The 22,133-nt window shown below is 55.3% G+C and carries 21 protein-coding genes and 1 riboswitch; of the genes, 7 read left to right on the top strand and 14 right to left on the bottom strand.

Annotation, left to right across the window (positions count from 1 at the left end; all coding sequences use genetic code 11):
- The 4 genes from HS105_13535 to thiC form a co-directional block, all read right to left on the bottom strand.
- Positions 1–912 (bottom strand): GAF domain-containing protein (locus tag HS105_13535; GenBank protein ID MBE7517610.1); only part of this gene is annotated, 912 nt, incomplete at its 3' end.
- Between the two features lie 204 nt (positions 913–1,116).
- Entirely contained in the window at positions 1,117–1,710 is a 594-nt protein-coding gene (locus tag HS105_13530; protein MBE7517609.1) for a CHRD domain-containing protein, read from the bottom strand.
- Between the two features lie 151 nt (positions 1,711–1,861).
- Positions 1,862–2,686, bottom strand: a complete 825-nt coding sequence (locus HS105_13525) for an undecaprenyl-diphosphate phosphatase (protein ID MBE7517608.1) — start codon at positions 2,684–2,686, stop codon at positions 1,862–1,864.
- Positions 2,687–2,846: 160 nt separating this feature from the next.
- The gene (gene thiC / locus HS105_13520) at positions 2,847–4,820 is read right to left on the bottom strand and encodes a phosphomethylpyrimidine synthase ThiC (GenBank protein MBE7517607.1); all 1,974 of its coding nucleotides are present in this window, start codon (positions 4,818–4,820) and stop codon (positions 2,847–2,849) included.
- Positions 4,813–4,923, bottom strand: a riboswitch (TPP riboswitch). Its footprint overlaps the gene before it by 8 nt.
- A gap of 73 nt (positions 4,924–4,996) precedes the next feature.
- Here thiC and HS105_13515 point away from each other — a divergent pair.
- The gene (locus tag HS105_13515) at positions 4,997–6,196 is read left to right on the top strand and encodes a PQQ-dependent sugar dehydrogenase (GenBank protein ID MBE7517606.1); all 1,200 of its coding nucleotides are present in this window, start codon (positions 4,997–4,999) and stop codon (positions 6,194–6,196) included.
- A gap of 6 nt (positions 6,197–6,202) precedes the next feature.
- On the opposite strand, the gene carA is transcribed toward HS105_13515, so the two are convergent.
- Positions 6,203–7,285: a glutamine-hydrolyzing carbamoyl-phosphate synthase small subunit gene (gene carA, locus HS105_13510; GenBank protein MBE7517605.1), complete on the bottom strand. Its 1,083-nt coding sequence runs from the start codon at positions 7,283–7,285 to the stop codon at positions 6,203–6,205.
- Between the two features lie 58 nt (positions 7,286–7,343).
- Positions 7,344–8,057, bottom strand: a complete 714-nt coding sequence (gene lepB / locus HS105_13505) for a signal peptidase I (GenBank protein ID MBE7517604.1) — start codon at positions 8,055–8,057, stop codon at positions 7,344–7,346.
- A gap of 80 nt (positions 8,058–8,137) precedes the next feature.
- Between lepB and HS105_13500 the strand changes: the two genes are divergently transcribed.
- Complete coding sequence (locus tag HS105_13500) at positions 8,138–9,262, top strand: aminotransferase class V-fold PLP-dependent enzyme (GenBank protein MBE7517603.1); 1,125 nt, start codon at positions 8,138–8,140, stop codon at positions 9,260–9,262.
- A gap of 15 nt (positions 9,263–9,277) precedes the next feature.
- Here HS105_13500 and HS105_13495 read toward each other — a convergent pair whose 3' ends face one another.
- Positions 9,278–10,024, bottom strand: a complete 747-nt coding sequence (locus HS105_13495) for a hypothetical protein (protein MBE7517602.1) — start codon at positions 10,022–10,024, stop codon at positions 9,278–9,280.
- 347 nt (positions 10,025–10,371) lie between these two features.
- Here HS105_13495 and HS105_13490 point away from each other — a divergent pair, with 347 nt between their 5' ends.
- On the top strand, positions 10,372–10,938 hold the full coding sequence (locus HS105_13490) for an RNA polymerase sigma factor (GenBank protein ID MBE7517601.1): 567 nt from the start codon (positions 10,372–10,374) through the stop codon (positions 10,936–10,938).
- Positions 10,939–11,214: 276 nt separating this feature from the next.
- A complete protein-coding gene (locus HS105_13485; GenBank protein MBE7517600.1) occupies positions 11,215–12,003 on the top strand; it encodes a restriction endonuclease in 789 nt (262 codons plus the stop codon).
- 318 nt (positions 12,004–12,321) lie between these two features.
- Here HS105_13485 and HS105_13480 read toward each other — a convergent pair whose 3' ends face one another.
- Both HS105_13480 and HS105_13475 read right to left on the bottom strand, forming a co-directional pair.
- Positions 12,322–13,467, bottom strand: a complete 1,146-nt coding sequence (locus HS105_13480; protein ID MBE7517599.1) for a saccharopine dehydrogenase NADP-binding domain-containing protein — start codon at positions 13,465–13,467, stop codon at positions 12,322–12,324.
- Positions 13,468–13,492: 25 nt separating this feature from the next.
- Positions 13,493–13,858 carry a PilZ domain-containing protein gene (locus tag HS105_13475; protein MBE7517598.1) on the bottom strand — a complete coding sequence of 122 codons (366 nt, stop codon included), beginning with the start codon at positions 13,856–13,858 and terminating at the stop codon, positions 13,493–13,495.
- 348 nt (positions 13,859–14,206) lie between these two features.
- Between HS105_13475 and HS105_13470 the strand changes: the two genes are divergently transcribed.
- Positions 14,207–14,695: a 3D domain-containing protein gene (locus tag HS105_13470; protein ID MBE7517597.1), complete on the top strand. Its 489-nt coding sequence runs from the start codon at positions 14,207–14,209 to the stop codon at positions 14,693–14,695.
- Positions 14,696–14,763: 68 nt separating this feature from the next.
- Here HS105_13470 and HS105_13465 read toward each other — a convergent pair whose 3' ends face one another.
- Both HS105_13465 and HS105_13460 read right to left on the bottom strand, forming a co-directional pair.
- Positions 14,764–16,524 carry an ABC transporter ATP-binding protein gene (locus tag HS105_13465; GenBank protein MBE7517596.1) on the bottom strand — a complete coding sequence of 587 codons (1,761 nt, stop codon included), beginning with the start codon at positions 16,522–16,524 and terminating at the stop codon, positions 14,764–14,766.
- 20 nt (positions 16,525–16,544) lie between these two features.
- Positions 16,545–17,174, bottom strand: coding sequence for a hypothetical protein (locus HS105_13460; GenBank protein MBE7517595.1), 630 nt, complete (start codon positions 17,172–17,174; stop codon positions 16,545–16,547).
- A gap of 74 nt (positions 17,175–17,248) precedes the next feature.
- Here HS105_13460 and HS105_13455 point away from each other — a divergent pair, with 74 nt between their 5' ends.
- Positions 17,249–18,013 carry an SGNH/GDSL hydrolase family protein gene (locus tag HS105_13455; GenBank protein MBE7517594.1) on the top strand — a complete coding sequence of 255 codons (765 nt, stop codon included), beginning with the start codon at positions 17,249–17,251 and terminating at the stop codon, positions 18,011–18,013.
- A complete protein-coding gene (locus tag HS105_13450) occupies positions 17,965–19,476 on the top strand; it encodes a hypothetical protein (protein MBE7517593.1) in 1,512 nt (503 codons plus the stop codon). The genes HS105_13455 and HS105_13450 overlap by 49 nt, the downstream gene beginning before the upstream one ends.
- 9 nt (positions 19,477–19,485) lie before the next feature.
- On the opposite strand, the gene HS105_13445 is transcribed toward HS105_13450, so the two are convergent.
- From HS105_13445 to HS105_13435, 3 genes are all read right to left on the bottom strand, one after another.
- Positions 19,486–20,196 carry a response regulator transcription factor gene (locus HS105_13445; GenBank protein MBE7517592.1) on the bottom strand — a complete coding sequence of 237 codons (711 nt, stop codon included), beginning with the start codon at positions 20,194–20,196 and terminating at the stop codon, positions 19,486–19,488.
- Positions 20,193–21,074, bottom strand: a complete 882-nt coding sequence (locus HS105_13440) for a HAMP domain-containing histidine kinase (GenBank protein ID MBE7517591.1) — start codon at positions 21,072–21,074, stop codon at positions 20,193–20,195. The genes HS105_13445 and HS105_13440 overlap by 4 nt, the downstream gene beginning before the upstream one ends.
- Before the next feature lie 94 nt (positions 21,075–21,168).
- Entirely contained in the window at positions 21,169–22,035 is an 867-nt protein-coding gene (locus HS105_13435; protein ID MBE7517590.1) for a fatty acid desaturase, read from the bottom strand.
- Positions 22,036–22,133 lie beyond the last annotated feature (98 nt).

Genomic DNA, 22,133 nt, shown 5'->3' with positions numbered 1-22,133 from the left:
ACCGATCAGTTTGATCGGGAGATTTTGCTGGAATTGGACAGCCAGTCCTTCCGCTCTCAGCGAGCGTATCTGATCGTTTTGCAATCGCACGCGATACTCGATCGGCTCCCAAACACCGTGCACCAATGCCTGCGTGATGTTCGCCTGCACTTGCTCCAAATCGAGCGGATCGACTTTCGATGTCGCGATCTCCGGAGTTAATGTAGGATATTCCGTTGAGTCAATCTGATTCATGCGATACATCTCCGGTGACCAGCGAATGACACCTTCCGGGACATTCCATTCCCAGCTTCCCATTCCGGCCAATTGCTCGGTTTGCAGCAGCATCGCCTGAATCTGGCGCAAATTTTCTTCCGATTTGAGGCGTTCGTTGATATGCCGCTGGCGCTCAAGTTCCATTGAAATCCGCTGACCGAAAATGCGCAACAACGCCTGATCTTCATCGGTGAATTCATGCGGCTTATCGTCCAGCAGGCAGGTAATGGCGACGACATTCTGATGATTATCCAGCACGGGAAAGCCGCAATAAGTCTGGGCATTGTGCTCTTGCAAAAACGATGCATCGGGAAAAAGCTCGCTGACGCGATCGTAGACGCGGATATCCTTGCTCAGCTCAACCGTTGCGCACGGTGTAATCGCCAACGGACATTGCCCCGCATCTTGAAAAACATCCCCATCGATATACACGGAAATAAAGTAAAGCTGATCGCCTCTTATTTCGGACAAACATACCACGCGAACCTTAAACAATTCCGCAATTATCCGGGCGACATGCTTAAAAATGTCAACCGGATCGCCCGATAGCGTCATGCTCAACTCATAGAGCTTTTTCAAGCGCTTCACATGTTCTGTTTCGGGATCGTTTCTTAAAGCAAACCGTTGCCGTTTGCCGTCTATATCATGCGCATCCATGCATCATCGCCATTCCAGCAGCTTCTGAGGTTGTTCTTGAAAAATGATTTTCTCATGAAAATCAATGTACTGAAAAGTACATTTGATGAAAAAACTTACTTTAGGAGGAATAAATGCGGCGGCTCACCGATTTTGGCGGATAGAAGAAACTCAGCCGCCGCTCCGTAGTTACCGGCTGACGGCTGAATTTGCAAAATGTGCCGATCAGACGGCAGCGCGGCGAATGTGGCGGGTGCAGACCGCCAAAATCAATAAGCCCGCCAGCAACATGGCATAGCTGCCCGGCTCCGGCACAGGGCTCAGCAAGCCGCGGATCTCGCCGCCCGGGAACAGATTCGTGTGAAGGTTAAAATATGCTTTTCCGGCATCAAGACCAAGCACTAAATCGTTAAAAGCCGTGCTCACCAAGCCGCCGTGATTTATGACAAAGGTTGGGTTATAACTGGAAGCGAGCGCCATATCGAAGGTATGATCGTACGTGCCGGCAGTGACACCCAGAGGAAAGCCGATGAAGGATGGAAGCTGAGTTGCAACACCGACATTGGTTCCCGGATCGGTACAACAGTGAATATGCGCCGCAGTCGTATTACCCAGCAAACCGCTGAAATCGGCTTCGACCCGCATCGTCACCAAGTCAAAGTCGATCGTAATCAGCACCGAACCGGTAGCAGGTGATGCATTTGCGGGCGCTTCACTGCTGCCAAGCAAAGGTGCGGCATATTTCGCTTGGTGTGCCGCAACCGGTAGCGTTGCGCTGATAAAAACAAAGAAGCCTAAAAGTAATTTATTGATATTCATGATTTTTATCTCCATGTTATAGGAAAAACATTTTTTCCTATGAACGACTGTACTGAAAACCTATTAGGCAGTCAAACGTACCCAAAGCCGGATAGAGACATCAATCGTGCAGTCAATTAATCAGTGTTTCCTTAAGAGTTAATGCTTTTGTTCACATCTCCGACCAGCCGATCACGCCGGTATAAGCCGTGACTAAAATCACCAGGCCAAACACGATCCGGTACCAGGCGAAAATCGTGAAGTCGTGATTACTGACAAACTTTAGCAGCCCACGCACGGCGAGCAAGGCGCTGAAAAATGCGGCGACAAAACCCGCCGCGATCAAACCCAGATCGTTTGCGTCCAGCAATTCACGATTTTTAAACAAATCGTAGAATGTGGCAGCGAACATGGTCGGAATCGCAAGAAAAAAAGAAAACTCCGCCGCCGCTTTGCGCGACAAGCCAAAAAGCAAGCCGCCGATGATCGTGGCGCCCGAGCGCGACGTGCCGGGAATCAACGCCAGACATTGTGCGCACCCGACTTTCAAGGCGTGCTTCCAATCCATGTCGTCGACTTGCTCAACCTCGATCACATGCTTCCTGCGTTCCGCCCATAAAATCAGTACCCCGCCGACAATCAATGCAGTTGCTACCGGAATCGGGTGAAACAGGTAGAATTTGATCGTTTTGATGAACAGCAGCCCCAGGATCGCAGCCGGTAAAAACGCGATCATGATATTGAGGACAAACCGGTTAGCCGATAAGCTAGTGCCAATGCCGCGTACCACCTCAACGATCTTGCTGCGATATTCCCAGCAAACCGCCAGGATCGCGCCAAGCTGAATCGAAATGGTAAAAACCTTGGCACGTTCGCCGGTAAAATCGAGCAAATCGCCGAACAATATCAAGTGTCCGGTCGACGAAACCGGCAAGAATTCGGTAAGCCCTTCCACCACGCCGAGGATCAGCGCTTTTAACAATAATAGAGGATCCATGAGAATATCAAAATATCATAGGGTGTCTCTAAAAATTCAGATTTTTAAACAAGACGAGGCGGGAACAAAAAATATTGACGCAGCATATGATTGATATGTGAGGAAATATTTTTTGTGAGTAACGATGTATTGTAACAAAATCTGATTTTTTAGAGATGCCCTATAGTTTGCTGTAAATTTCCGCACCCTTTTCCTTGAACTCCGCCGATTTCTGCGCCATGCCCACAGACAACGCTTCAGCTTCTGCAACACCTTGGCTGGCAGCGTAATCGCGTACATCCTGGGTGATTTTCATCGAGCAAAAGTGCGGGCCGCACATCGAGCAGAAATGCGCGACCTTGGCGCCTTCCTGCGGCAGGGTTTCGTCGTGGAATTGTTGCGCCTTGTCGGGATCCAGGCTCAGGTTGAATTGATCTTCCCAGCGGAATTCAAAGCGCGCTTTTGACAGAGCGTTGTCGCGATATTGAGCGCCGGGATGGCCCTTTGCGAGGTCGGCAGCGTGTGCAGCGAGTTTGTATGTGATGACGCCTTCTTTCACGTCCTGTTTGTTCGGCAGGCCGAGGTGTTCTTTCGGCGTAACGTAGCAGAGCATCGCGGTTCCGAACCAGCCGATCATCGCGGCTCCGATGCCTGAAGTGATGTGGTCGTAGCCGGGAGCGATGTCGGTCGTCAGCGGCCCGAGCGTGTAGAACGGAGCTTCGCCGCAGACCTCGAGCTGCTTGTCCATATTCTCTTTGATGAGGTGCATCGGAACGTGTCCCGGCCCCTCGATCATCGTCTGACAATCCATTTCCCAGGCGATCTTTGTGAGTTCGCCGAGTGTATCGAGTTCGGCAAACTGCGCCTCATCGTTCGCGTCGGCGATCGAGCCCGGCCGCAGTCCGTCGCCGAGCGAGAAGCTCACATCGTAGGTGCGCATTATCTCGCAGATCTCGCGAAAGTGCGTGTAAAGGAAGCTCTCTTCGTGATGGGCGAGGCACCATTTAGCCATAATTGAACCGCCGCGTGAGACGATGCCGGTCGTACGGCGTGCGGTCATCGGCACATAAGCGAGGCGCACGCCGGCGTGGATCGTAAAATAATCGACGCCCTGCTCGGCCTGTTCGATGAGCGTGTCGCGGAAGATCTCCCATGTCAGATCTTCGGCCTTGCCGTTCACTTTTTCGAGTGCCTGATAGATCGGAACCGTGCCGATCGGCACGGGCGAATTGCGCAGGATCCACTCGCGCGTCGCGTGGATGTTCTTTCCCGTCGAGAGGTCCATCACCGTGTCGGCTCCCCAGAGCGTTGACCAACGCATCTTCTCGACCTCTTCCTCGATCGACGAAGCGATCGCCGAGTTGCCGATGTTGGCGTTGATCTTTACAAGGAAATTGCGGCCGATGATCATCGGTTCGCTTTCCGGGTGATTGATGTTCGCAGGGATGATCGCTCGGCCGCGTGCGACCTCGTCGCGGACGAATTCGGGCGTGACGTATTGGGGGATCGACGCACCAAAAGATTCGCCGCGATGCTGATGATCGAGGGAACTCCGGTCGCTTCGCGACGCGGTGCGGACAAGAGTGTCCGCATTCCGTCCGAGATTCTCGCGGATCGCGACGTATTCCATCTCGGGCGTGATGATGCCGCGGCGGGCGTAGTGCATTTGCGTCACGCAATGGCCCGTGCGGGCGCGCAGCGGTGCGCGTTTTAGGCCCGGAAATTCTTCCAGCGTCCCGCGATCCTTCACACGTGCGATCTCTTCGGCGCCTTTGGTCAGATAGCCGTTGTCCTGCGGCAGAATCTCGCGGCCCGCGTACTCTTCCGTATCGCCGCGTGCATCGATCCATTGCCGGCGAAGTGCGGGCAAGCCTTCGCGAACGTCGTGTTGTTGTTCGGTGTCGGTCCACGGCCCGCTTGTGTCATAGACCCGTACGGGCGGATTTTCTTCAATTCTGCCGTCCGCGCCTCGTGACGGCGTCAGCGATATCTCGCGAAACGGAACTCTCAATTCATAACTACTGACCCGGTCGCTATCGCTGCCGGTTCTGACACGTCCTTCATATACCTTTTGTGAGGCCGGCAGCTTTACTTGATCGCTGGTTTGTTCCTCGGCCGCTGCGCCGTTGACGGCGACAATATTTTTGTTACTCATTATGCTTTCTCCCTTCGTCGGTATTATCCGCATCAGGTTCCAAGGATCACGCCGGATAAAGGCGAGTCTCAGCCGGTCTGCTCCGGCCCTCCCGAAAACTTTGTGCGCGTCAAGTTTACTAAATATCAGCCATTATTTTAAGCCTCGCCGCTTGCGTGCAGTGATACGATACCAGTATGACAGGCCGAATGTTTCAATGCTCGTTCTTTTGCGCCGTGCTCCTCACCTTTGCGTGCAGCGGAGCGTCATCAGCTAACGGCGAGGACAAGACCTACGAGACGGCGGATAAGCAAGTGCGCTTTCGTGTCGAGACCTTTGCGGGCGGGCTTCAGGTTCCGTGGGGTTTCGCTTGGCTTCCGAACGGCGATCTTCTGTTCACGGAAAGGCCCGGGCGAGTTCGCATAATTGAGAACGGCAAACTGCGGGCGGAACCTGTCTTCACGCCCGCGGACGTCAAACCGGCGGGCGAGAGCGGGCTGACGGATATCGCGCTGCACCCGCAATTCTCGGCGAACAAGTTCGTATATCTGGCCTATGCGTACACCGATGGCGACAGCAAATATGTAAAGGTCGTCCGCTACAAGTTCGACGGCAAGACGTTCGCCGAACCGAAGGTGATCATCGACAAGATACCTGCGGCCTCAAATCACGCGGGAACGCGTGCCCGCTTCGGCCCCGACGGGAAGCTGTACGTCTCGACCGGCGACTCGACCGATTGGGATCTGGCACAGGCAAAGGATTCGCTTGCGGGCAAGATACTTCGGCTGAACGATAACGGCACGGTGCCGCGCGACAATCCTTTTGTCGGCGATAGGAGCTACCGGCCCGAGATATGGACGCTCGGCCACCGCAATCCGCAGGGCCTCGCGTTCCAGCCGGGCAGCGGCCTGCTTTTTGAGACAGAACACGGGCCGAGCGGTTTTGAAGGCAAAGGCGGCGGCGGCGATGAGGTCAACATCATCGAACGCGGAAAGAATTACGGCTGGCCTGAGATACATCACCGCGAAACGCGCGAAGGAATGGAGTCGCCGCTGCTCGAATACACGCCCGCGTGTGCACCGGCAAGTGCGATGTTCTACAACGGCGGCAAATTCCCTGCATTCCGCGGCAATTTCTTTTTCGGCTGCTTGATAGGAACGCGGCTCATCCGAGTCGTGCTTGACGGCCGCAATGTCGTGAAGCAGGAAGACCTGTTGTCGGGCGATTTCGGCCGCATCCGCGAGGTAAGCGAAGGCCCCGACGGATACATCTATTTCTCCACATCGAACCGCGACGGCCGCGGCAGGCCGGCAGAGAATGACGATCGAATCATGCGGCTTGTTCCCGCACCGGCGGATGCCGACAAACCGCCCGAGGCGGCAAAGCCCAAGAGCTGAGGCCTATTATGACCTCTTGTCCATCAGTTCTATAAAACGCTCAAAAAGATATTCGCTGTCATGCGGGCCGGGAGCGGATTCAGGATGATATTGGACGCTGAAAAGCGGCAGCGTCCTGTGCCGCAGCCCTGCGACCGTATTGTCGTTCAGGTTGATATGCGTAACCTCGACATCGGCGGGCAGGCTCTCGGCCTCGACCGCAAAGCCGTGGTTGTGCGAGGCGATCTCGACCTTGCCGGTCGTAAGATCTTTTATCGGCTGGTTGCCGCCGCGGTGTCCGAATTTCAGCTTATATGTTCTGCCGCCGAACGCCGATCCCATCAACTGATGCCCGAGACAGATCCCGAACATCGGCTTTTGCGATGCGGCGAGCTTCTTTACCTCGGCGATGACAGCGGTCATTGATGCGGGGTCGCCGGGGCCGTTCGACAGGAAAATGCCGTCCGGCTCCAGTGCCAAGGCCGCTTCGGCGGTAGTGCCCGCGGGAACGACCGTTATGCGGCAGCCGAATTTCGCTAACTTTCGAAGGCTGTTCGTCTTAACGCCGAAATCGTACGCGACCACGTGAAAGCGTCCGCCATCGTCGCCGAATGAATACTCTTGCCGGACCGTAACGCTTGCCGAAAGATCGCGTTGATCCATCGTTGGGGCAAGCAGTACATTTTCAAGCAGATCCTCTGCATTCGCGACCGTTGAGATGCCCGCACGCATAGCTCCTTTGTCGCGAATGTGACGGACGAGTGCTCGAGTGTCGATATGCTCGATGCCGACGATACCGTTCTCTTTAAGGTATTCCTGAAGCGTACGAGTCGATCTGAAATTCGATGCAATGCGGCTTGCCTCACGCACGACGAAGCCCTCGACCCACGGCCTGCGCGATTCCGTATCGTCATCATTTATGCCGTAGTTGCCGATCAGCGGATACGTCATACAGACGATCTGCCCGGCGTAACTCGGGTCAGTAAGTATCTCCTGATAGCCCGACAGCGACGTGTTGAAAACGATCTCGCCGAGTGTCTCGCCATCCGCTCCGAAAGAGCTTCCGCGAAACACACGCCCGTCCTCCAGTACCAAAACGGCGTTGCTCATCGGTATTTGATTTTAGCTGAAAGCCGGCCGAGTCTGAAGTCACGCCGCCGGAAAAAGGTCAGCGGCTGCCAGCAGGGTCGTCATTAGGCTCGACGGTCGGCAGCGGTTTGGGGATGATCGTGTCATATTCGCCCTGCTCGATAAAGCCGATGCCGGATGGCTTCCAGTAGCGGAAGAAAGCCTTTCCGTAAATATATTTTTCAGGTACGAGGCCCCAGTATCGCGAGTCGAGCGAGTTGTCGCGGTTATCGCCCATCACAAAATAATGATGATCGGCGACCTTGACGGCAGGCCAGCTCGGCAGCGACCGATTATGTTCCGTGTCGAGATATGTCTCGTGAAGCTCGATGCCGTTGATCAGCACCTTGCCCGAGCGTACCTCAACGATCTCGCCGGGCAGGCCTATCACACGTTTTACAAAACTCTTGTCAGGATCATTGGGATACCAGAAAACCACGATGTCGCCGCGTTCGATGTGGCCCCAGCTGATGCTTTGTATCCTGTAATAAACCAGCTTATTCACCAGCAGACGTTCGCCGTCGTGAAGCTGCGGCAGCATCGACGTGCCTTCGACAACGACCGGCTGGACAAGAAAGACGCCGAAGAGGATAAAAACGACAATAATGAGCAGGACATCGCGTAAAAGCATAAGGCCCTCGCCAAGCAGGCCCTTACGCGATTGCTTCTTAAGGTCGGACACTTTTATGTCGCGGTCATCATCTGCCGCGATCGGGCCGAACTCAAATTTGTTTTTGCTCTTAAAATCGAACATACTCATACCGCACGCCAAAGGCACACAGCGCCAAGCTAATCATTGCGGTTTGACGCTCGGTTGTCAACGAATATTTACGTATGAATGAGTCAATAAGATCCCTGTTTCCTGCGGCAAATAAATTTGTTTACCTGAACAGCGCCGCCGTCTCACCGGTGCCTGTTACGGCGATCGATGCGGTCGTCTCGCAGCTCAATGACGTTGCAGCGAACGGTACGCTGAGCTTTTCCGCTTGGACGGCCACAAAGGACCGTGCACGGGCATTGCTGGCATCTATGATGGGCATACGTGCGGAGCAAGTTGCCTTTGTACGCAACACTTCGGACGGCTTCTCGACAATAGCGAATGGCTTGAATTGGTCGTCAGACGACAACATCGTCAGTTTTTCGGGCGAATTTCCCGCCAACTTCTACCCATGGCGGCGGCTTCGTGAAACGTACGGCGCCAAGCTGCGGCTTGTTGACGAGAGCGACGGCCGCGTGGATATCGACGGAATGATCGATGCCATTGATAAGAATACCCGCGTCGTTACGATCTCTGCGGTGCAGTTCGCATCCGGCTTTCGTGCCGACCTCGAACGCATCGGCCGCGCCGCCCGTGCCGTTGATGCTCTTTTCTGTGTAGATACTATACAGGCATTGGGAGCGCGGGGCTTTGAGCTTGAGGCCGAGCTTGTCGATGCAGCGTGCGGTGCGAGCCAAAAGTGGCTTTGCGCCCCCGAAGGCTGCGGCTACATCTATCTTTCCGATCGAGCACGCGAACGCGTTCAGCCGACGCTGACGGGCTGGATCAGCGTTGACGATCCTTGGAATTTCAATGACCGCGAACAGCCGCTAAGATCGACCGCGCTTGCGTGGGAGAGCGGTACAGGGCCTGCCGCATTGTTCTACGGGCTTGAGCAAAGCCTCAAGCTCCTTACCGAAACGGGCCTCGATGTGATCGAAAAGCACCTCGAAGCTCTGACAGATCACCTTTGCGGCCGGCTTGCAGCCACCGATTACGAGCTTGTCAGCTCGAGGCGCGACGGCGAACGCTCGGCTATCGTCTGCATCCGCAGCACCAAGGGCCTGCACCCGAACGAGATCGCCGCGAAACTCGAAAGCGAAGGCATCATCATCTCTCCGCGGAATGACCGCGTAAGGATATCGCCCCATTTCTATAACAATATCGAGGATATTGACCGGCTGGTCGAGGCACTGCCGTAGCGCGTCAGTCTTTCGTCAGTCTTTAAGGAGATGTTCGGGCAGGATCTCCGGCGTAAAGCCGTCAAGATTCAGCCGCGTCATCCCGCCGGCGTCGGTAAATGCCGTCATTCGGCTCCTTCTGCGGTCGCGAAAGCGGAAATATATCAGTCCTGTTACGATGCCCATGATGATCGACGCGGCAATACCCATCGTGATCCAAAGCAGCGTTGAGATAAAGATGTCGGTCGTCGTCAATACAAAAGCACGCTCGGCCGAGATCCGGAAAGGATTTTTGCCGAGCCATTGTATGTCCTTTTCGTACTTGACCTGATCGAGCAGAGCTTCGGCCGCCGCCCGGTCCGTAACGTCGAATACAAAGGCATTGTAATTACCGATGCGCCGATAGGCCGTTGAGCTGTCCAGGTCGTCCTTGAAGATGCCGTCCGCCTCGGCAGACAGCTGCGGGCTGTTATATTCGACGATCAGGAGCTTGCCCGCGGGATACGGTGCGGTTACAGCCTCTGTGCCGCCCGCAAATTCGATGAGATCGAGCACCGGCCGCTCACCCAATGCCGCTTGAAGGCCCGCCTTGTCGGTCGCGAATGTCGTCTTATCACGGAGCGACTCCCAGTCGGGAAGATGCTTGATAAGAACCGGAATGCCGTCGCTCTCCGACACCTCCTGCGAGTGATACTTAACCTGCGCACTCACCGAACCGGCCGCGGCTGCAAGGCAAAGAACGGCTAAAGCGACCGACAGAAAAGAAAATTTGGCTGATCTCATCAAATACAATGCCCGCCGCGTGCCGCCGGAAAGAGGATTTTAGCATTTTTCTATACGAAAACGTGTATCCCAAAAGGTGCGCCACCGCCAAAACGCAATTCGTGCTGTTATCTTTCGATGCCGCTTTTCGCTGTGTGTATGCAAAAAAAGTGAACAAAATCGTTCCTTTTTCGTGAAATTTCATCGGTTTGGGAAATATTGCAGAGTTTGGCACGGCGCTTGAAGTATGCCCTAGTCGGAGGGGAAGAGTGATGAACACAGACACATTAAATTTTCCGGTCTTTCACAGCGACCACGGCATCGAATCGGATGTCGTTCAATTCAAGCAGGCGGCGGCACCGGAAACGATGTCCGACCTTGAACTTACGCAGGCAGCGGCCAAAGATGACATGGCCGCATTCGAAGAGATATACAAGCGGCACCACAGGCGAGTTTACTCGATCTGTTTGAGGATGCTGCAAAACTCGAGCGAGGCCGAAGACCTTACACAGGATGTCTTCATACAGCTATATCGCAAGATCGGCAGCTTTCGCGGCGACTCGGCATTCACAACGTGGCTCCACAGAATGACGGTCAATCAAGTGCTTATGCACTTTCGCAAACGGACGGTCAAGTACGAAAAAGTGACCGAAGAAGGCGAAACGCCCGATCAAGTGGTCGTCGGCACCGTCGATCCCGAAAGGATGCAGATCGTTGACAAGATCGCCCTCGAACACGCAATTTCGCAGCTTCCGGACGGCTACAAGAATGTGTTCCTGCTCCACGATGTCGAGGGCTTTGAACACGAAGAGGTCGCAAAGATCCTCGGCTGCTCGGTCGGCACGTCAAAATCGCAGCTTCATAAGGCGAGGCTCAAACTGCAGCGGCTCTTGAAGAAAAAGGCCAATCCGCGTCTCGTCAACTCTTGGTCTTGATATCTGTAAGACAACTCGGAATTCTCGAACCGCTCCGTAAGGGGCGGTTTTTTTTGCGCACAACTCGAAAGCGCTTTTGTCTTTTCAAAATATGGCTATAATGTCGTTACATGCCAGATAGTAGTACAAGTATTCATATCTCAGGTCAGCTTCAAATTCTTGAAGGCGATTGCCGAGAACCAACGAACAATAGCGGCGTATCATTCAGCAAGGACTCAGCCAATGGTTAAGGTCTATTTAAAAAAGGTAACATTACCTCTCTGATCTTGTAAGTGTATGAACGAATTGCCACATAGAAATCATCTGATGAAGCCAATTATGGAGGCAATTGCGTCTCTCGGCGGCTCCGCGACCACTGACGAGATTGTTGAAAGGGTGATTTCACTCCTACAGATTCCAGATAGTTTAGTGGTCCAGCCTCACAAAACAAGAAGCGGCAATGACGGCCGAACACAACTTGAATACGAACTTGCTTGGGCAAGAACGGTTTTGAAGCAACTAGGAATTTTGGAAAATTCTCGAAGGGGCGTATGGGTACTGACAGGAAAGAGCTACGAAGACGACTTTAATATCAAAGCGATTGCTGAGGATGCTGAATTTGACGACTGGCGAACACGGATGAATGCATTTCTTGTGGAGACACTTTCACCTGCTGCTTTTGAGCGGCTTATACAGCGCATATTGCGTGAAACCGGCTTTAGTCAAGTAGAGGTTACGGGACGAAGTGGGGACGGTGGAATCGATGGAAAGGGTATTGCAAAAATAAATGGAATCTTAAGCTTTCGAGTGGTCTTTCAGTGTAAACGATACCGTGGTTCAGTTGGCGCTAGTGAAGTAAGAGATTTTAGAGGCGCGATGCAAGGGCGAGCAGATAAAGGGCTTTTTATAACGACGGGGTACTTCACGCGCGACGCGACTATTGAAGCGTCAAGAGATGGTGCAATAGCCATAGATTTAGTCGATGGGGACAAACTTGCTGAAAAACTGAGGGAGCTTTCCCTCGGTGTGCACATTGAAAAAATAGAGAGGGTAACAATCGACGAAGAATGGTTCAAGTCAATATAGCAAGCGATCCAACGACATATTGTGAAATGTGTGGCTCAATGATCGGTGATTGTTGGGAATCTCACCCTTCACGTACAATTATTTTAAGCAGGAAACCTCGGTTCGGAGACTCCGACGCCCTTTGGACACTCTGCGACGAGTGTGAGTCTGGGTTAAGAAGTCTAAACCTACTAAAGAACACTGCTCTGCCTAAGCCCGACCGAATTCACCTACTTTCTCAGATCAGACGGGCGACGATCTCAGACCAAAGAGCGGTACTTGAATGGCTCCGACAGAAATTCGAAGAATAGACCTTTTTGCCCGCAAACAGTAAATACATCAGAACGGCCGTGAGTCGATGCGGATGCCGCGGCGTGTGAGTTCGGCGACGAATTTATCGGGATCGACGGCTTTCTCCTGCGGCGTGGCTCCGCGTAAGAGCGTCTCGCCGCGAGCCATCATTTGAGCGATGATCGATGCCGGAAACGCGGTCGTGCGCATCATTGCCGAGAGGCCCGTCGCTTCGTCAAGCCTGTCAACGATGTCGTAACGAATGCGTTTTTCGGCACCGTCAGCCGTACCGACAAATTCCAGGCGCACCAGCACGAGGTCAGGCCCATCCGCGGGCAGATGCTGCTGAAGCAGCTCGCCGAAGACCTTTCGCGGCGTTACCTTTTGATGATCGGCAATGATCGGCTCACTCGAACAAAGCCCGAGGTCGATCATCGTCTTGAACCTCTCGCAGTGCCCGCGGTAGCGTATGGTCTTGTAGTCAAGCTCGCGTATCTTGCCGAGGAAGGTGTCCGGCAGCGTCGATGTGCCGCCCGATGTCTGAAATGCCTCGAGCGGCGCGAAGCCTTCGAACTCGAGCCTCTCGATCTCGGTCATCGACTCGACCTCGGCGACCGTGCCGCCGCGTATGATCCGTGCCGGTTCGATGTACTCATTTATCAGGCCTTCGACCGAAAATACGAGCTGATAATCCAGCGGCGGTTCGGGCCGCTGCGGCAGGCCGCCGACGCGTATGTGCAGTTCGTCGAGCCGCTCGAAACGAGCGGCACCGTGCATCGCAAGTATCGACACCATTCCGGGTGCAAGGCCGCAGTCGGGAATTATATTTATGCCAGCGTCCTTTGCCGCCGCATCCATCGCAAGCTGTTTATCGACGATATAGTTGTTGCCGCCGAGGTCGCAGAAATTCGTCCCCGTGGCGATCGCCGCCCCACTGAGCGATGCATTATGCCAATAGTTTACGCACGATATGACCGAGTCGTGCCCACGCATCAGCTCCGCCGCGGCGCGTTGATCTGCGGTGTCGATACACGCTGCCTCTATCCGCGATGAGCCTACACGCTCGGCCGCACCCTGAGCCTTCTTTGGGTCAAGATCAGCGATCGTTACGCCCGCAACATCAGGCGAATTATGTATCAGATCAAAGGCGGCACCGTAGCCCATACGGCCCGCACCGAGGACGAGTATCTTCATTGTTTCCTGAGCCGAGCGGCCGGCGTCACCATTCGTCAGGCCCGTCAGGCTCTTGTGCGGCAATGACGGCCGCGGCGTGCTGCCACACCTTTTTCTTCCAGGCACGCATACCGTCCGTGAGTTGGAGCGCGACCTGCGGATGCGCGGCATTGCGCTCGAGCCGTATCACTTCGGCTGTTACCGAGACCTCATCGGAAGGGTCTTCAGTAACAGTTACACGCACCTTTCCGGCAACTCTCGGAAGAACACGCGGCAAGTAGATGAGAGCACTTTGCGGCCCGACGTTCTCGGTCAGTCCGTCTTGGATGACCTCTTTTCCGTTCTCGTCCTTCCAGCGGACACGAACGGGAAACGCGACCATATGCCGTACTGCGTTGCGTCTTTCCTGCATAAATTCTCCTTGACGGGCGGCCGCCGATCACGCACGTACCGAGGCGCTGCGGCTGCCGATTTTGCGTCTAAAGTGTATCAAAATCGAAAAAAAATGCCACGCTTAAGTGTCTTTGAATACAGCAATTGCAAATAATATAAGGGTTTGCGGGCTTTTTGCCGATAGACACGCAGCGGCAAAATTGATATTCTGCAAAACATGTTTCCGCCGCCGTGGCGTGAAAACAGGTGGGAATCCGCTCACCGCAACTGGCTTCGAAATATGATTTGGGATGGCGTTTTTCGCCGGGACACTTGCCGGCGGCCTGCCCTGAAACTTCGTCGAGGTCGTTCAGAAGGGAGAAGATTAATGAAAAACCTCGTTAGAGGAGGCGCGGTCCTTATTCTGCTTTCCGCCTTTGTCGTACTAATTTACGCTCAGGCAAAAACAGATGTGGGGTCCGCTCTCGTAATAGCGAATGATTCGCAAACAAATACACAACAGCAATTTGATAATTCAATAACCAATACGGCCCAAGACGACAAAAAGCTTGTCAAAAAGACCGTGTCATCAAAAGCGGTCGGCGCAAGCCGCGGTTCTTTCTCGGCAACGGCATATTGCTTTTCGGGAAAAACCGCCATGGGACACAAGGTCCGGCGCGGGCTGATCGCCGCCGATCCGAGAGTTCTTAAGCTCGGTTCGCGTGTTTATGTAGAAGCAGGCCAGTGGACGGGAACCTACTTGGTATCCGACACCGGCGGTGCGATCAAAGGCAAGAAGATCGACATCTGGGTTCCCGGATGTGCCGAAGCTCGTAAGTTCGGCAGACGTTCTGTCCAGATCTACGCCGTAGATTAAATTACTCTTAATTTATACTCTGCCGCCCGGCCCAAAAAAGCCGGGCGGCTTTTTTGGTGCGTCAGCGATCACTGCGTCGCATCAAGCTCTTCTTCGAGACGCTGCCGTTCGTACAGGTCGGCATACTCGCCGTCGAGCTTGATGAGTTCGTCGTGCGAACCGCGTTCGACGATACGGCCGTCGGCAAGCACGCAAATGAGATCGGCATCCTTGATCGTCGAAACGCGGTGCGAGACGATCAGCGTCGTGCGGCCCTTTCGCACATTTTTCAGGTTGGCGAGGATCTTTTCTTCCGTATAGGTATCGACGGCCGAGAGCGAGTCGTCGAGGATAAGTATTCGCGGCTCGCGCATCACGGCACGGGCGATCGCCGTGCGCTGTTTCTGCCCGCCGGAGAGCGTAATACCGCGTTCGCCCACCAACTGTCGGTAGCCGTCGGGAAATTCCGCGATGTCGTCCGACATTGCCGCAACTTCCGCCGCATGTTCGACGGTCATTCCCTCCGCGCAGTTGGTCAACTGCTTCTCGGCCGGCACACCGAAAGCGATATTCGCGGCAAGCGTGTCGCTGAAAAGAAACGTTTCCTGTGGCACAAAGCCGATCGAGCCGCGGAGCTGTTCGAGGGGATAATCGCGGACGGGCCGCCCGTCGATCAGCACGCTGCCAGCCGGTGCGTCATATAAACGCGGCACGAGGCCGACCAGCGTTGACTTGCCGCTGCCGGTCTTGCCTACGAAAGCGATGGTCTTGCCCGGCTCGACCGCAAGGTTTATGTCGTGTATCACGCTGCGGCCGTTGTATGCGAACGTCAGGCCGCGGAATTCGATGCCGCCCTTGATCGGCGGCTGCTGCGCAACGCCGTCGCCATCCTTTATCGTCGGCACGGCGTCAAGTATCGCGTTGAAGCGCTTAAGCGAAGCGGTGCCGCGTTGGTAAAGATTGACGACGTAGCCCAACGCGATCAGGTACCAGATCATCCGCTGAAGATAAAGCATAAACGCGGTGAAGTCGCCCGCCGTAATCTCGCCCCGTACTGCCATCGGCACGCCGACGCCGACGATCGTTACAAAGCCGAGGCCGATAAAGAAGAACAGCAGCGGCCGCATCGCCGCGGCGTATTTTACGAGCTTGAGGTTCTGGATCGCGTACTCGCGGTTGAGCACCTCGAACTGCTCGATCTCGGAATCTTCGCGTGCGTATGCCCTCACGACCCGCACACCGTTCAGGTTCTCCTGCGCGCGGGCCGTAATGTCGGAGAAGAACTCCTGTATCTTCTCGAACCGCGTGTGGATGCGGCTGCCGAGGAACTTCACGGTCAGCGAGACGAGCGGCATCGGGATCAGCAGCAGCAGCGTCAGCTTTACCGAGATGTGCATCATTATCGGCAGGCTTACGCACAGTGCAAAGACGGCCTGAAAACTGTAAAGGATCATCGGCCCGACGATCTGCCGCACCGCTCCGAGGTCATTCGTCGCACGCGCCATCAGGTCGCCGACGCGGTTCTCGTTAAAGTATGCAGCACTCTGATCGATAAGAGCCGAATAGAAATCCTGCCGCATATCGAACTCGATATGCCGCGATGTGTTTATCAAAAGACGCCGCTGAAGGAACAGGAAAACGCCGGACAGCAAGTTGATGCCGAGGATAACAAGCGGATAGTAAACGACCTTTTGCCACGTAATGTCCTGCGAAAGGTCATCGACGGCCTGCCCGACCATATAAGGTATCAGCAGGCCGAATGACATCGACGCCAAAATGCACGCGATACCAATGGCGATCACGCCCTTGTACGGTGCAAAATAACCGGCGAATTTTCGCAGTTCTTCCATATTCTCGGCCCGTTCGCGGCCTATCTGTCGGGCGGTTTTGCGGAGCGTACGAAGCCTTCAGGTAGGGCAAAGAGTTCGGCCGGCGCGTCGAGTTTTACATCTTCCAGTTTTATCGAGAAGATCAGACGCCGCGTGCCGCCCTCGATGCCGAAGAACTCATGGCTGACAGGCAGCCCTGTCGCATCGTCCGTCTCGATGACAGCCTCGCTCTTGCCGTCGGCACTTGCCGCTGCGTAACGGGTACGGCCGCTCTCGGCGGAAACCTTCTCGTATCTAAGCTCGCCGCCTTCGGGGATCATTCCCCGAAACATCGCATCGATCGAGCCTGTGGGTGTTACTTCGCTGCCGTTCGCCGGCATCTCGTAGAACGAATGCTGCTTGTATGACACGAGATATTCCTTGCCGCCCGCTTTGACCTGCGACATCCGGCCGCCTTCGCCGTGTACTATGTCAAAACGGTAACTGTCGCCGTCGCGGGCGATGAAATATTCTGCTGTTGTCGATCCCGTGGTTTGAACGATGCGGCAATTAAAAGCCTTCGGTTCACTAATGGCGAAAGGAAATCCGCTGCCGCCGCGCCCGATAGATGAGAGGTCGGCATTGACTGCTTTCGGTGCTGAGCCGCACGCCTGCATGAGCAGCAAACTCAAACATACAAGCACCGGAAAAGATCGCAGATTTGACAAGAACATCCCCTGTGGACGAAGTTTATCATACGACGAAGATGAACACGGAAACTCCACTTGTCCGCCGCCTTCAGCACCGCTACATCGCGGGTGCGGCGGCCATCCTGCCGTTCGGCCCGCTGCTTTATGTGCAAGGGCAGATCACGCGCTGGAAAGTGGGCCTGCTGCCGAATGCGGCCGGCGAAACTCACGGCATGGCAGGCAGCGGCGGCGAAACAATACGCCTGCTCGTCATCGGCGAATCAACGGTCGCGGGCCTCGGTGCACGCGATCACGAACATGCGCTTGCCGGACGCTTTGCTCATTTTATGTCCGCATCGACGCGCCGCGCTGTCGAGTGGCATGTGATCGGCCTCAACGGTGTAACGGCACGCCGCACCATTGACGAACTCGTACCGCAAGTGCCTGACATCAGCTTCGATTATGTGCTTCTGGGCATAGGCGGCAATGATGTAATGAAGCTCTCAAGCCCGCGAAAATGGCGGCACGATATGGCTGAGCTGATCGAGATAATGCGCGGGCGGCCATCGCACCCCAAGGTGCTGATATCGAACTGCCCGATGATCATCCTTTCGCCGGTTCTGCCCGAACCGGTCAAGAGCATCCTCTGGCGCATCTCGCGTATGCATGACGAGAATATGCGTGAGCTTGCCGCCGGACTTGACGGCGTACATTATTATCCGCAGCCTGTCGGCATCGACCTCGAAGGCTTCTTCGCTGACGGCATACATCCTTCTGAAAGAGGCTATTCCGAATGGGCCGAGGCGATGACAGAAGAGTTCCGGGCACAAGGAGCATGGTGAACGTCCGCGAGATCGCCGAAAAACTCGGCACATTCAGCGAGTGGCTCCTTATTCGGGACACGGCTGCATCCTTTCCGCTGCTTTGCGAAGAGATAACGGTCGATGAGGACGCGGGCAAACTCATCCTTCGCTTTGTCGATGACAAAGGTGTGCAGCAGCGGCGCGTTACGGGCGGCGGCATCAGCGGCGACGAGATCTTTATCGAGGCTGCGGCCGGCTTCGGCAAAACAAAGGAAACGCTCCGTTTTGTACCGCGAACGCCCGCTGCCGAACTGACAGCCGCGATCGAAGCGGCCCGCCTGAACAAGGCGAATGAGATCGCCGCATTGGTCGAGTTGAGCTTTGCCGGAGCAAGGCTGGGCCGCGTTGCCCTCAACGTCGATAACGGCCGCATCGCACAGATCGAATACACTTTGCCGCCGAACACAGCGGCCGCCGCTATCGCCGACGTAACGGCAAAACTGTCGGCCGAAAGCTTGCTCGCATCCGCGGCCGCATGGCTCGAAACGCTCGAACTGCGGCGCAAACGCCCGGTACTCTCTATCGGCATTGTCAGCGAACGCCGCCGCGCTCGCGAGCTTCAGAAACTTCACGCACTGCTTTCGGCAAAATGGCGTTCAAAGGTTCATATCATTATGATCGACCGCGCGGCAGGCGAGCCGAGGCTTGATATATTGGCCGAGCGCCGCATCAGCGGGCTTTGGCGTGAAAAGCCGCGCAAACTCACGCTGCCGCCGGTGTGTGAGCGGAGCCAAACTGCGCGGCGGCTGATCGAAAGAGCGGACGGAAAGATCGACATTGTGAACGGTAAGCACGGCGAAACGCTGCGTTTCAACGGACTGCCTTTCGTGCGCATCCGCACCCTGATGGGCCGCGAAAAGGTTTGGTTCGGCACCGGCAGGCAGCAGCATCTGCTCGGCGATGATACGCAGAAGCGTCTGTCATCCGTGCTTGCCGACCTTGACGCCTACCGTGCAGCCGCGAGCCGGAACCAACGCCACACGCTTTATCGTTCTGCACCGGAAGCGTGGCTTGAGTCGATACTTCGCCGAAATATTGCCGCCATTGACGCGAACCTTATCATTTCGCCCATCTACGGCCAATTCCGCTCGGCCGGACGTAAGATCGACCTGCTCGCACTGCGGCGCGACGGCCGCCTCGTAATAGTCGAGGTCAAGGCACACCCCGACCGCAACGCGATCTTTCAAGCGGCAGGCTATTGGCGGCACATCGAATTGCAGCGGCGGCACGGCATCCTTGCCGAAGCGAACCTGTTCGACGGCCGCGAGATCATTGATAAAAGTGCGTTGGTATATCTCGTCGCTCCGGCGTGGAGCTTCTATGCGGGCCTCGACAAGTTTGCGGCAATGCTCTCGCCCGAGATCGAACTATGGCGCTTTGAACTTCATGAGGATTGGCGCCGCCGAATAAAGGTCGTCCGGCGCCATTCATCGGATCAATGATCCGGCAGATCAATCACCGCTTTCGTGCTCGGTGAGGTCAAAGCGATACCCTACACCGCGGACGGTCCTGACGAAAACCGGTCGTTCCATATCATCCTCAATATACTTGCGCAGCCGCACGATAAAGTTATCGATCGCCCTTGTGTCCGTATTCTCCTGAAGCTGCCACACGTCCTCGAGCAGCATCTTCCGCGAAACCGGAGTGCCTGCATTTTTTATCAGATATCTCAGAAGTTTTGCTTCCATCAGCGTCAGCCGATGGAGCCGTTCACCGTGCCGCAATTCGAGTTTTGCGAGGTCGATCGTGCGGCCGTTCACCTCGATAACGTCGGCCGGAGCCGCTGCTTCTTCGCGCAGCCATTTGCGCCGCCGAAGAAGCGCCTTTATCCGGGCAAGCAGGACGCCGAGATCAAAAGGCTTTTCAAGATGATCGTCGGCTCCGGCATCAAAGCCCTTCATCACGTCTTCCGGCCGCCCCAATGCGGTCAGCATAAGTACGGGCGTAAAGTCGCCGCGTTCACGCATTTGGCGGGCGACGGTAAAGCCGTCGATGCCCGGCAGCATTACATCGAGAACGACGACCGTAAAACCGTCTGTCGCGAGCAGGTCGAGTGCCGTTTCGCCGTCCGGAGCAACGGCGGTGTCAAACCCCTCGGCGTCGAGATTGAACTTCAGGCCGTTCGCTATGGATGCCTCATCTTCAACTACAAGTATCTTCATATCTGCGGGAAGCTTACCAGCACCGTCGTTCCGCGGCCTTCGCCTTTGCTTTGCGCCGAAACGCGGCCGCCGTGCTTTTCGACGATCGCCCTTACGATCGCAAGCCCGAGACCGGTTCCTTTCACATTCGCGGTGGAAGCGCCGGGCACACGGTAGAAACGCTTGAATATCCGCCGCTGCTCGCCGCGTGCGACACCGACGCCGTTATCGCGCACATAGACCTCGGCATTCTTACCCGCGGCACGCAGTTTAACCGAGACCCGCGGAACATCGGGCGAATACTTAACCGCATTGTCAAGCAAGTTGGCAAAAACGGTCTGCATCTCGGCCCTGTCGGACAGCACTTTGACCTTCTCATTCGGAAGCGACAGCCGAAAGACATCAGACGCAAGATGATGCCGCTTTTGCACGATCTCGACGGTCTCACTCAGCAGATCACCGAGATCGACCTCGGCGAGATTCATCGGCCTGCCCTTCTCACGAGTACGGCTCGCCTGCAAGATCTGTTCGACAGTGCTGAGCAGGCGTTCGTTGTCGGCAAGCATGATGCCGTAGAACTCTTGGCGCTTTGCCTCATCAAGGTCGCGCCGTTTCAGCGTTTCAAGATACAGCTTTATCGAGGCGATAGGCGTCTTCAGCTCGTGAGTAACGGCATTGAGAAACGCATCGTGCTGCTCATTGCGGCGGATCTCGCGTACCAGAAAGATGGTGTTCAGGATGAGGCCCGTGATCACCAATGCGAACAGGACAACCCCGACGATCAGTATCGCAAGCTCACGCAGATTCAGCAGTATCCAGCCGATGTTGAGCGCCACGGCCACAGCCGAAAGGCTGATGCCGAGTGCGAGAAAGAATATAGCTGCTTTGCGCCGCCGCATTACTCCAAAGGTATGGATACGACAGAAAAAAGGCAAAGAGCCGCACCCGAATGTGCGGCCCTTTCTTGCCTATATCCGATAAAGTGCGGGTAAATTACGCCGCTTTTTTCATCGTACGCCGCGCTTTCTCGGTATTGAGGTCGAGAGCGTAAACATCGCTTACAAGGCCTAGCTTTTCGAGCAGCCGTATCTGGATCCAATTAACGTCGATCTCGCGTGCGACAAGGCCGTGCTTTGCCGAACGCGGATGCGCGTGGTGATTGTTATGCCAGCCTTCGCCGAACGTAAGTGCCGCAACGAGAGCGTTGTTGCGTGAGTCTTCGTCCGTCTCAAAGCGGCGGCTGCCAAAGATGTGTGTAACGGAATTGACCATCCATGTGCAGTGCCAGCCGATCACCGTCCGCAGAAAGACCGCGGCAAGCACCATCGGTATGCCGCCGATGAAATGGGCGGCAACAGCTGCGACGACGGTCGGCAGATAGAAGTATTTCTCGATCCAGACGAGATAAGGGTCACGAAGAAGGTCGGGCGAATATTTCTCTTCGACCGCTTTCGGGTGTGCCTGTCCGGTTCCGCGAAAGATCCAGCCCATGTGTGCCCAATATGCGCCTTTTCGCGGGCTGTGCGGATCACGGTCAGTATCCGTGAATGCGTGATGCAGGCGGTGCGTCGTAACCCACGATATAGGCCCTGACTGCAATGCCAATGCCCCGCAGGTCGCAAGGACGCGAGTCAGCCATTTCGACGTAACAAAGCCGCGATGCGTAAGCAGCCGATGATAGCCGATGCCGATGCCCCAACTGCCCGATATCCACCATGTAATGAGGACCGCGGCCACTGATGCCCAATTCAACATCGTCAGGCTTACGAGCGCGAGAATGTGGAACAGAGCCACAAAGATGATCGTATCCCAGTTCCGTTTGTCTGACGGCTTTTCAAATTCAATTATATTTTCTTTCATTTACATTATGGCGGCGTGGGCCGGTAAGTACCGCATAAGTAAAGACTAACAGCTAAAGAGCCGCGTGATTGTAAGACTTTTGTAACACTTCGCCGCGG

It is taken from the genome of Chloracidobacterium sp., from assembly GCA_015075585.1.
Taxonomy (GTDB): Bacteria; Acidobacteriota; Blastocatellia; order Pyrinomonadales; family Pyrinomonadaceae; genus OLB17.
Note: the sequence above shows the minus strand (reverse complement) of the source record. Positions and strands in the feature narration are given on the sequence as shown.

Coding starts and splice junctions, on each gene's coding strand:
- HS105_13530 (MBE7517609.1), bottom strand. CDS start 1,710: ATGAATATCAATAAATTACTTTTAGGCTTCTTTGTTTTTATCAGCGCA.
- HS105_13525 (MBE7517608.1), bottom strand. CDS start 2,686: ATGGATCCTCTATTATTGTTAAAAGCGCTGATCCTCGGCGTGGTGGAA.
- thiC (MBE7517607.1), bottom strand. CDS start 4,820: ATGAGTAACAAAAATATTGTCGCCGTCAACGGCGCAGCGGCCGAGGAA.
- HS105_13515 (MBE7517606.1), top strand. CDS start 4,997: ATGACAGGCCGAATGTTTCAATGCTCGTTCTTTTGCGCCGTGCTCCTC.
- carA (MBE7517605.1), bottom strand. CDS start 7,285: ATGAGCAACGCCGTTTTGGTACTGGAGGACGGGCGTGTGTTTCGCGGA.
- lepB (MBE7517604.1), bottom strand. CDS start 8,057: ATGTTCGATTTTAAGAGCAAAAACAAATTTGAGTTCGGCCCGATCGCG.
- HS105_13500 (MBE7517603.1), top strand. CDS start 8,138: ATGAATGAGTCAATAAGATCCCTGTTTCCTGCGGCAAATAAATTTGTT.
- HS105_13495 (MBE7517602.1), bottom strand. CDS start 10,024: ATGAGATCAGCCAAATTTTCTTTTCTGTCGGTCGCTTTAGCCGTTCTT.
- HS105_13490 (MBE7517601.1), top strand. CDS start 10,372: ATGTCCGACCTTGAACTTACGCAGGCAGCGGCCAAAGATGACATGGCC.
- HS105_13485 (MBE7517600.1), top strand. CDS start 11,215: ATGAACGAATTGCCACATAGAAATCATCTGATGAAGCCAATTATGGAG.
- HS105_13480 (MBE7517599.1), bottom strand. CDS start 13,467: ATGAAGATACTCGTCCTCGGTGCGGGCCGTATGGGCTACGGTGCCGCC.
- HS105_13475 (MBE7517598.1), bottom strand. CDS start 13,858: ATGCAGGAAAGACGCAACGCAGTACGGCATATGGTCGCGTTTCCCGTT.
- HS105_13470 (MBE7517597.1), top strand. CDS start 14,207: ATGAAAAACCTCGTTAGAGGAGGCGCGGTCCTTATTCTGCTTTCCGCC.
- HS105_13465 (MBE7517596.1), bottom strand. CDS start 16,524: ATGGAAGAACTGCGAAAATTCGCCGGTTATTTTGCACCGTACAAGGGC.
- HS105_13455 (MBE7517594.1), top strand. CDS start 17,249: ATGAACACGGAAACTCCACTTGTCCGCCGCCTTCAGCACCGCTACATC.
- HS105_13450 (MBE7517593.1), top strand. CDS start 17,965: ATGGGCCGAGGCGATGACAGAAGAGTTCCGGGCACAAGGAGCATGGTG.
- HS105_13445 (MBE7517592.1), bottom strand. CDS start 20,196: ATGAAGATACTTGTAGTTGAAGATGAGGCATCCATAGCGAACGGCCTG.
- HS105_13440 (MBE7517591.1), bottom strand. CDS start 21,074: ATGCGGCGGCGCAAAGCAGCTATATTCTTTCTCGCACTCGGCATCAGC.
- HS105_13435 (MBE7517590.1), bottom strand. CDS start 22,035: ATGAAAGAAAATATAATTGAATTTGAAAAGCCGTCAGACAAACGGAAC.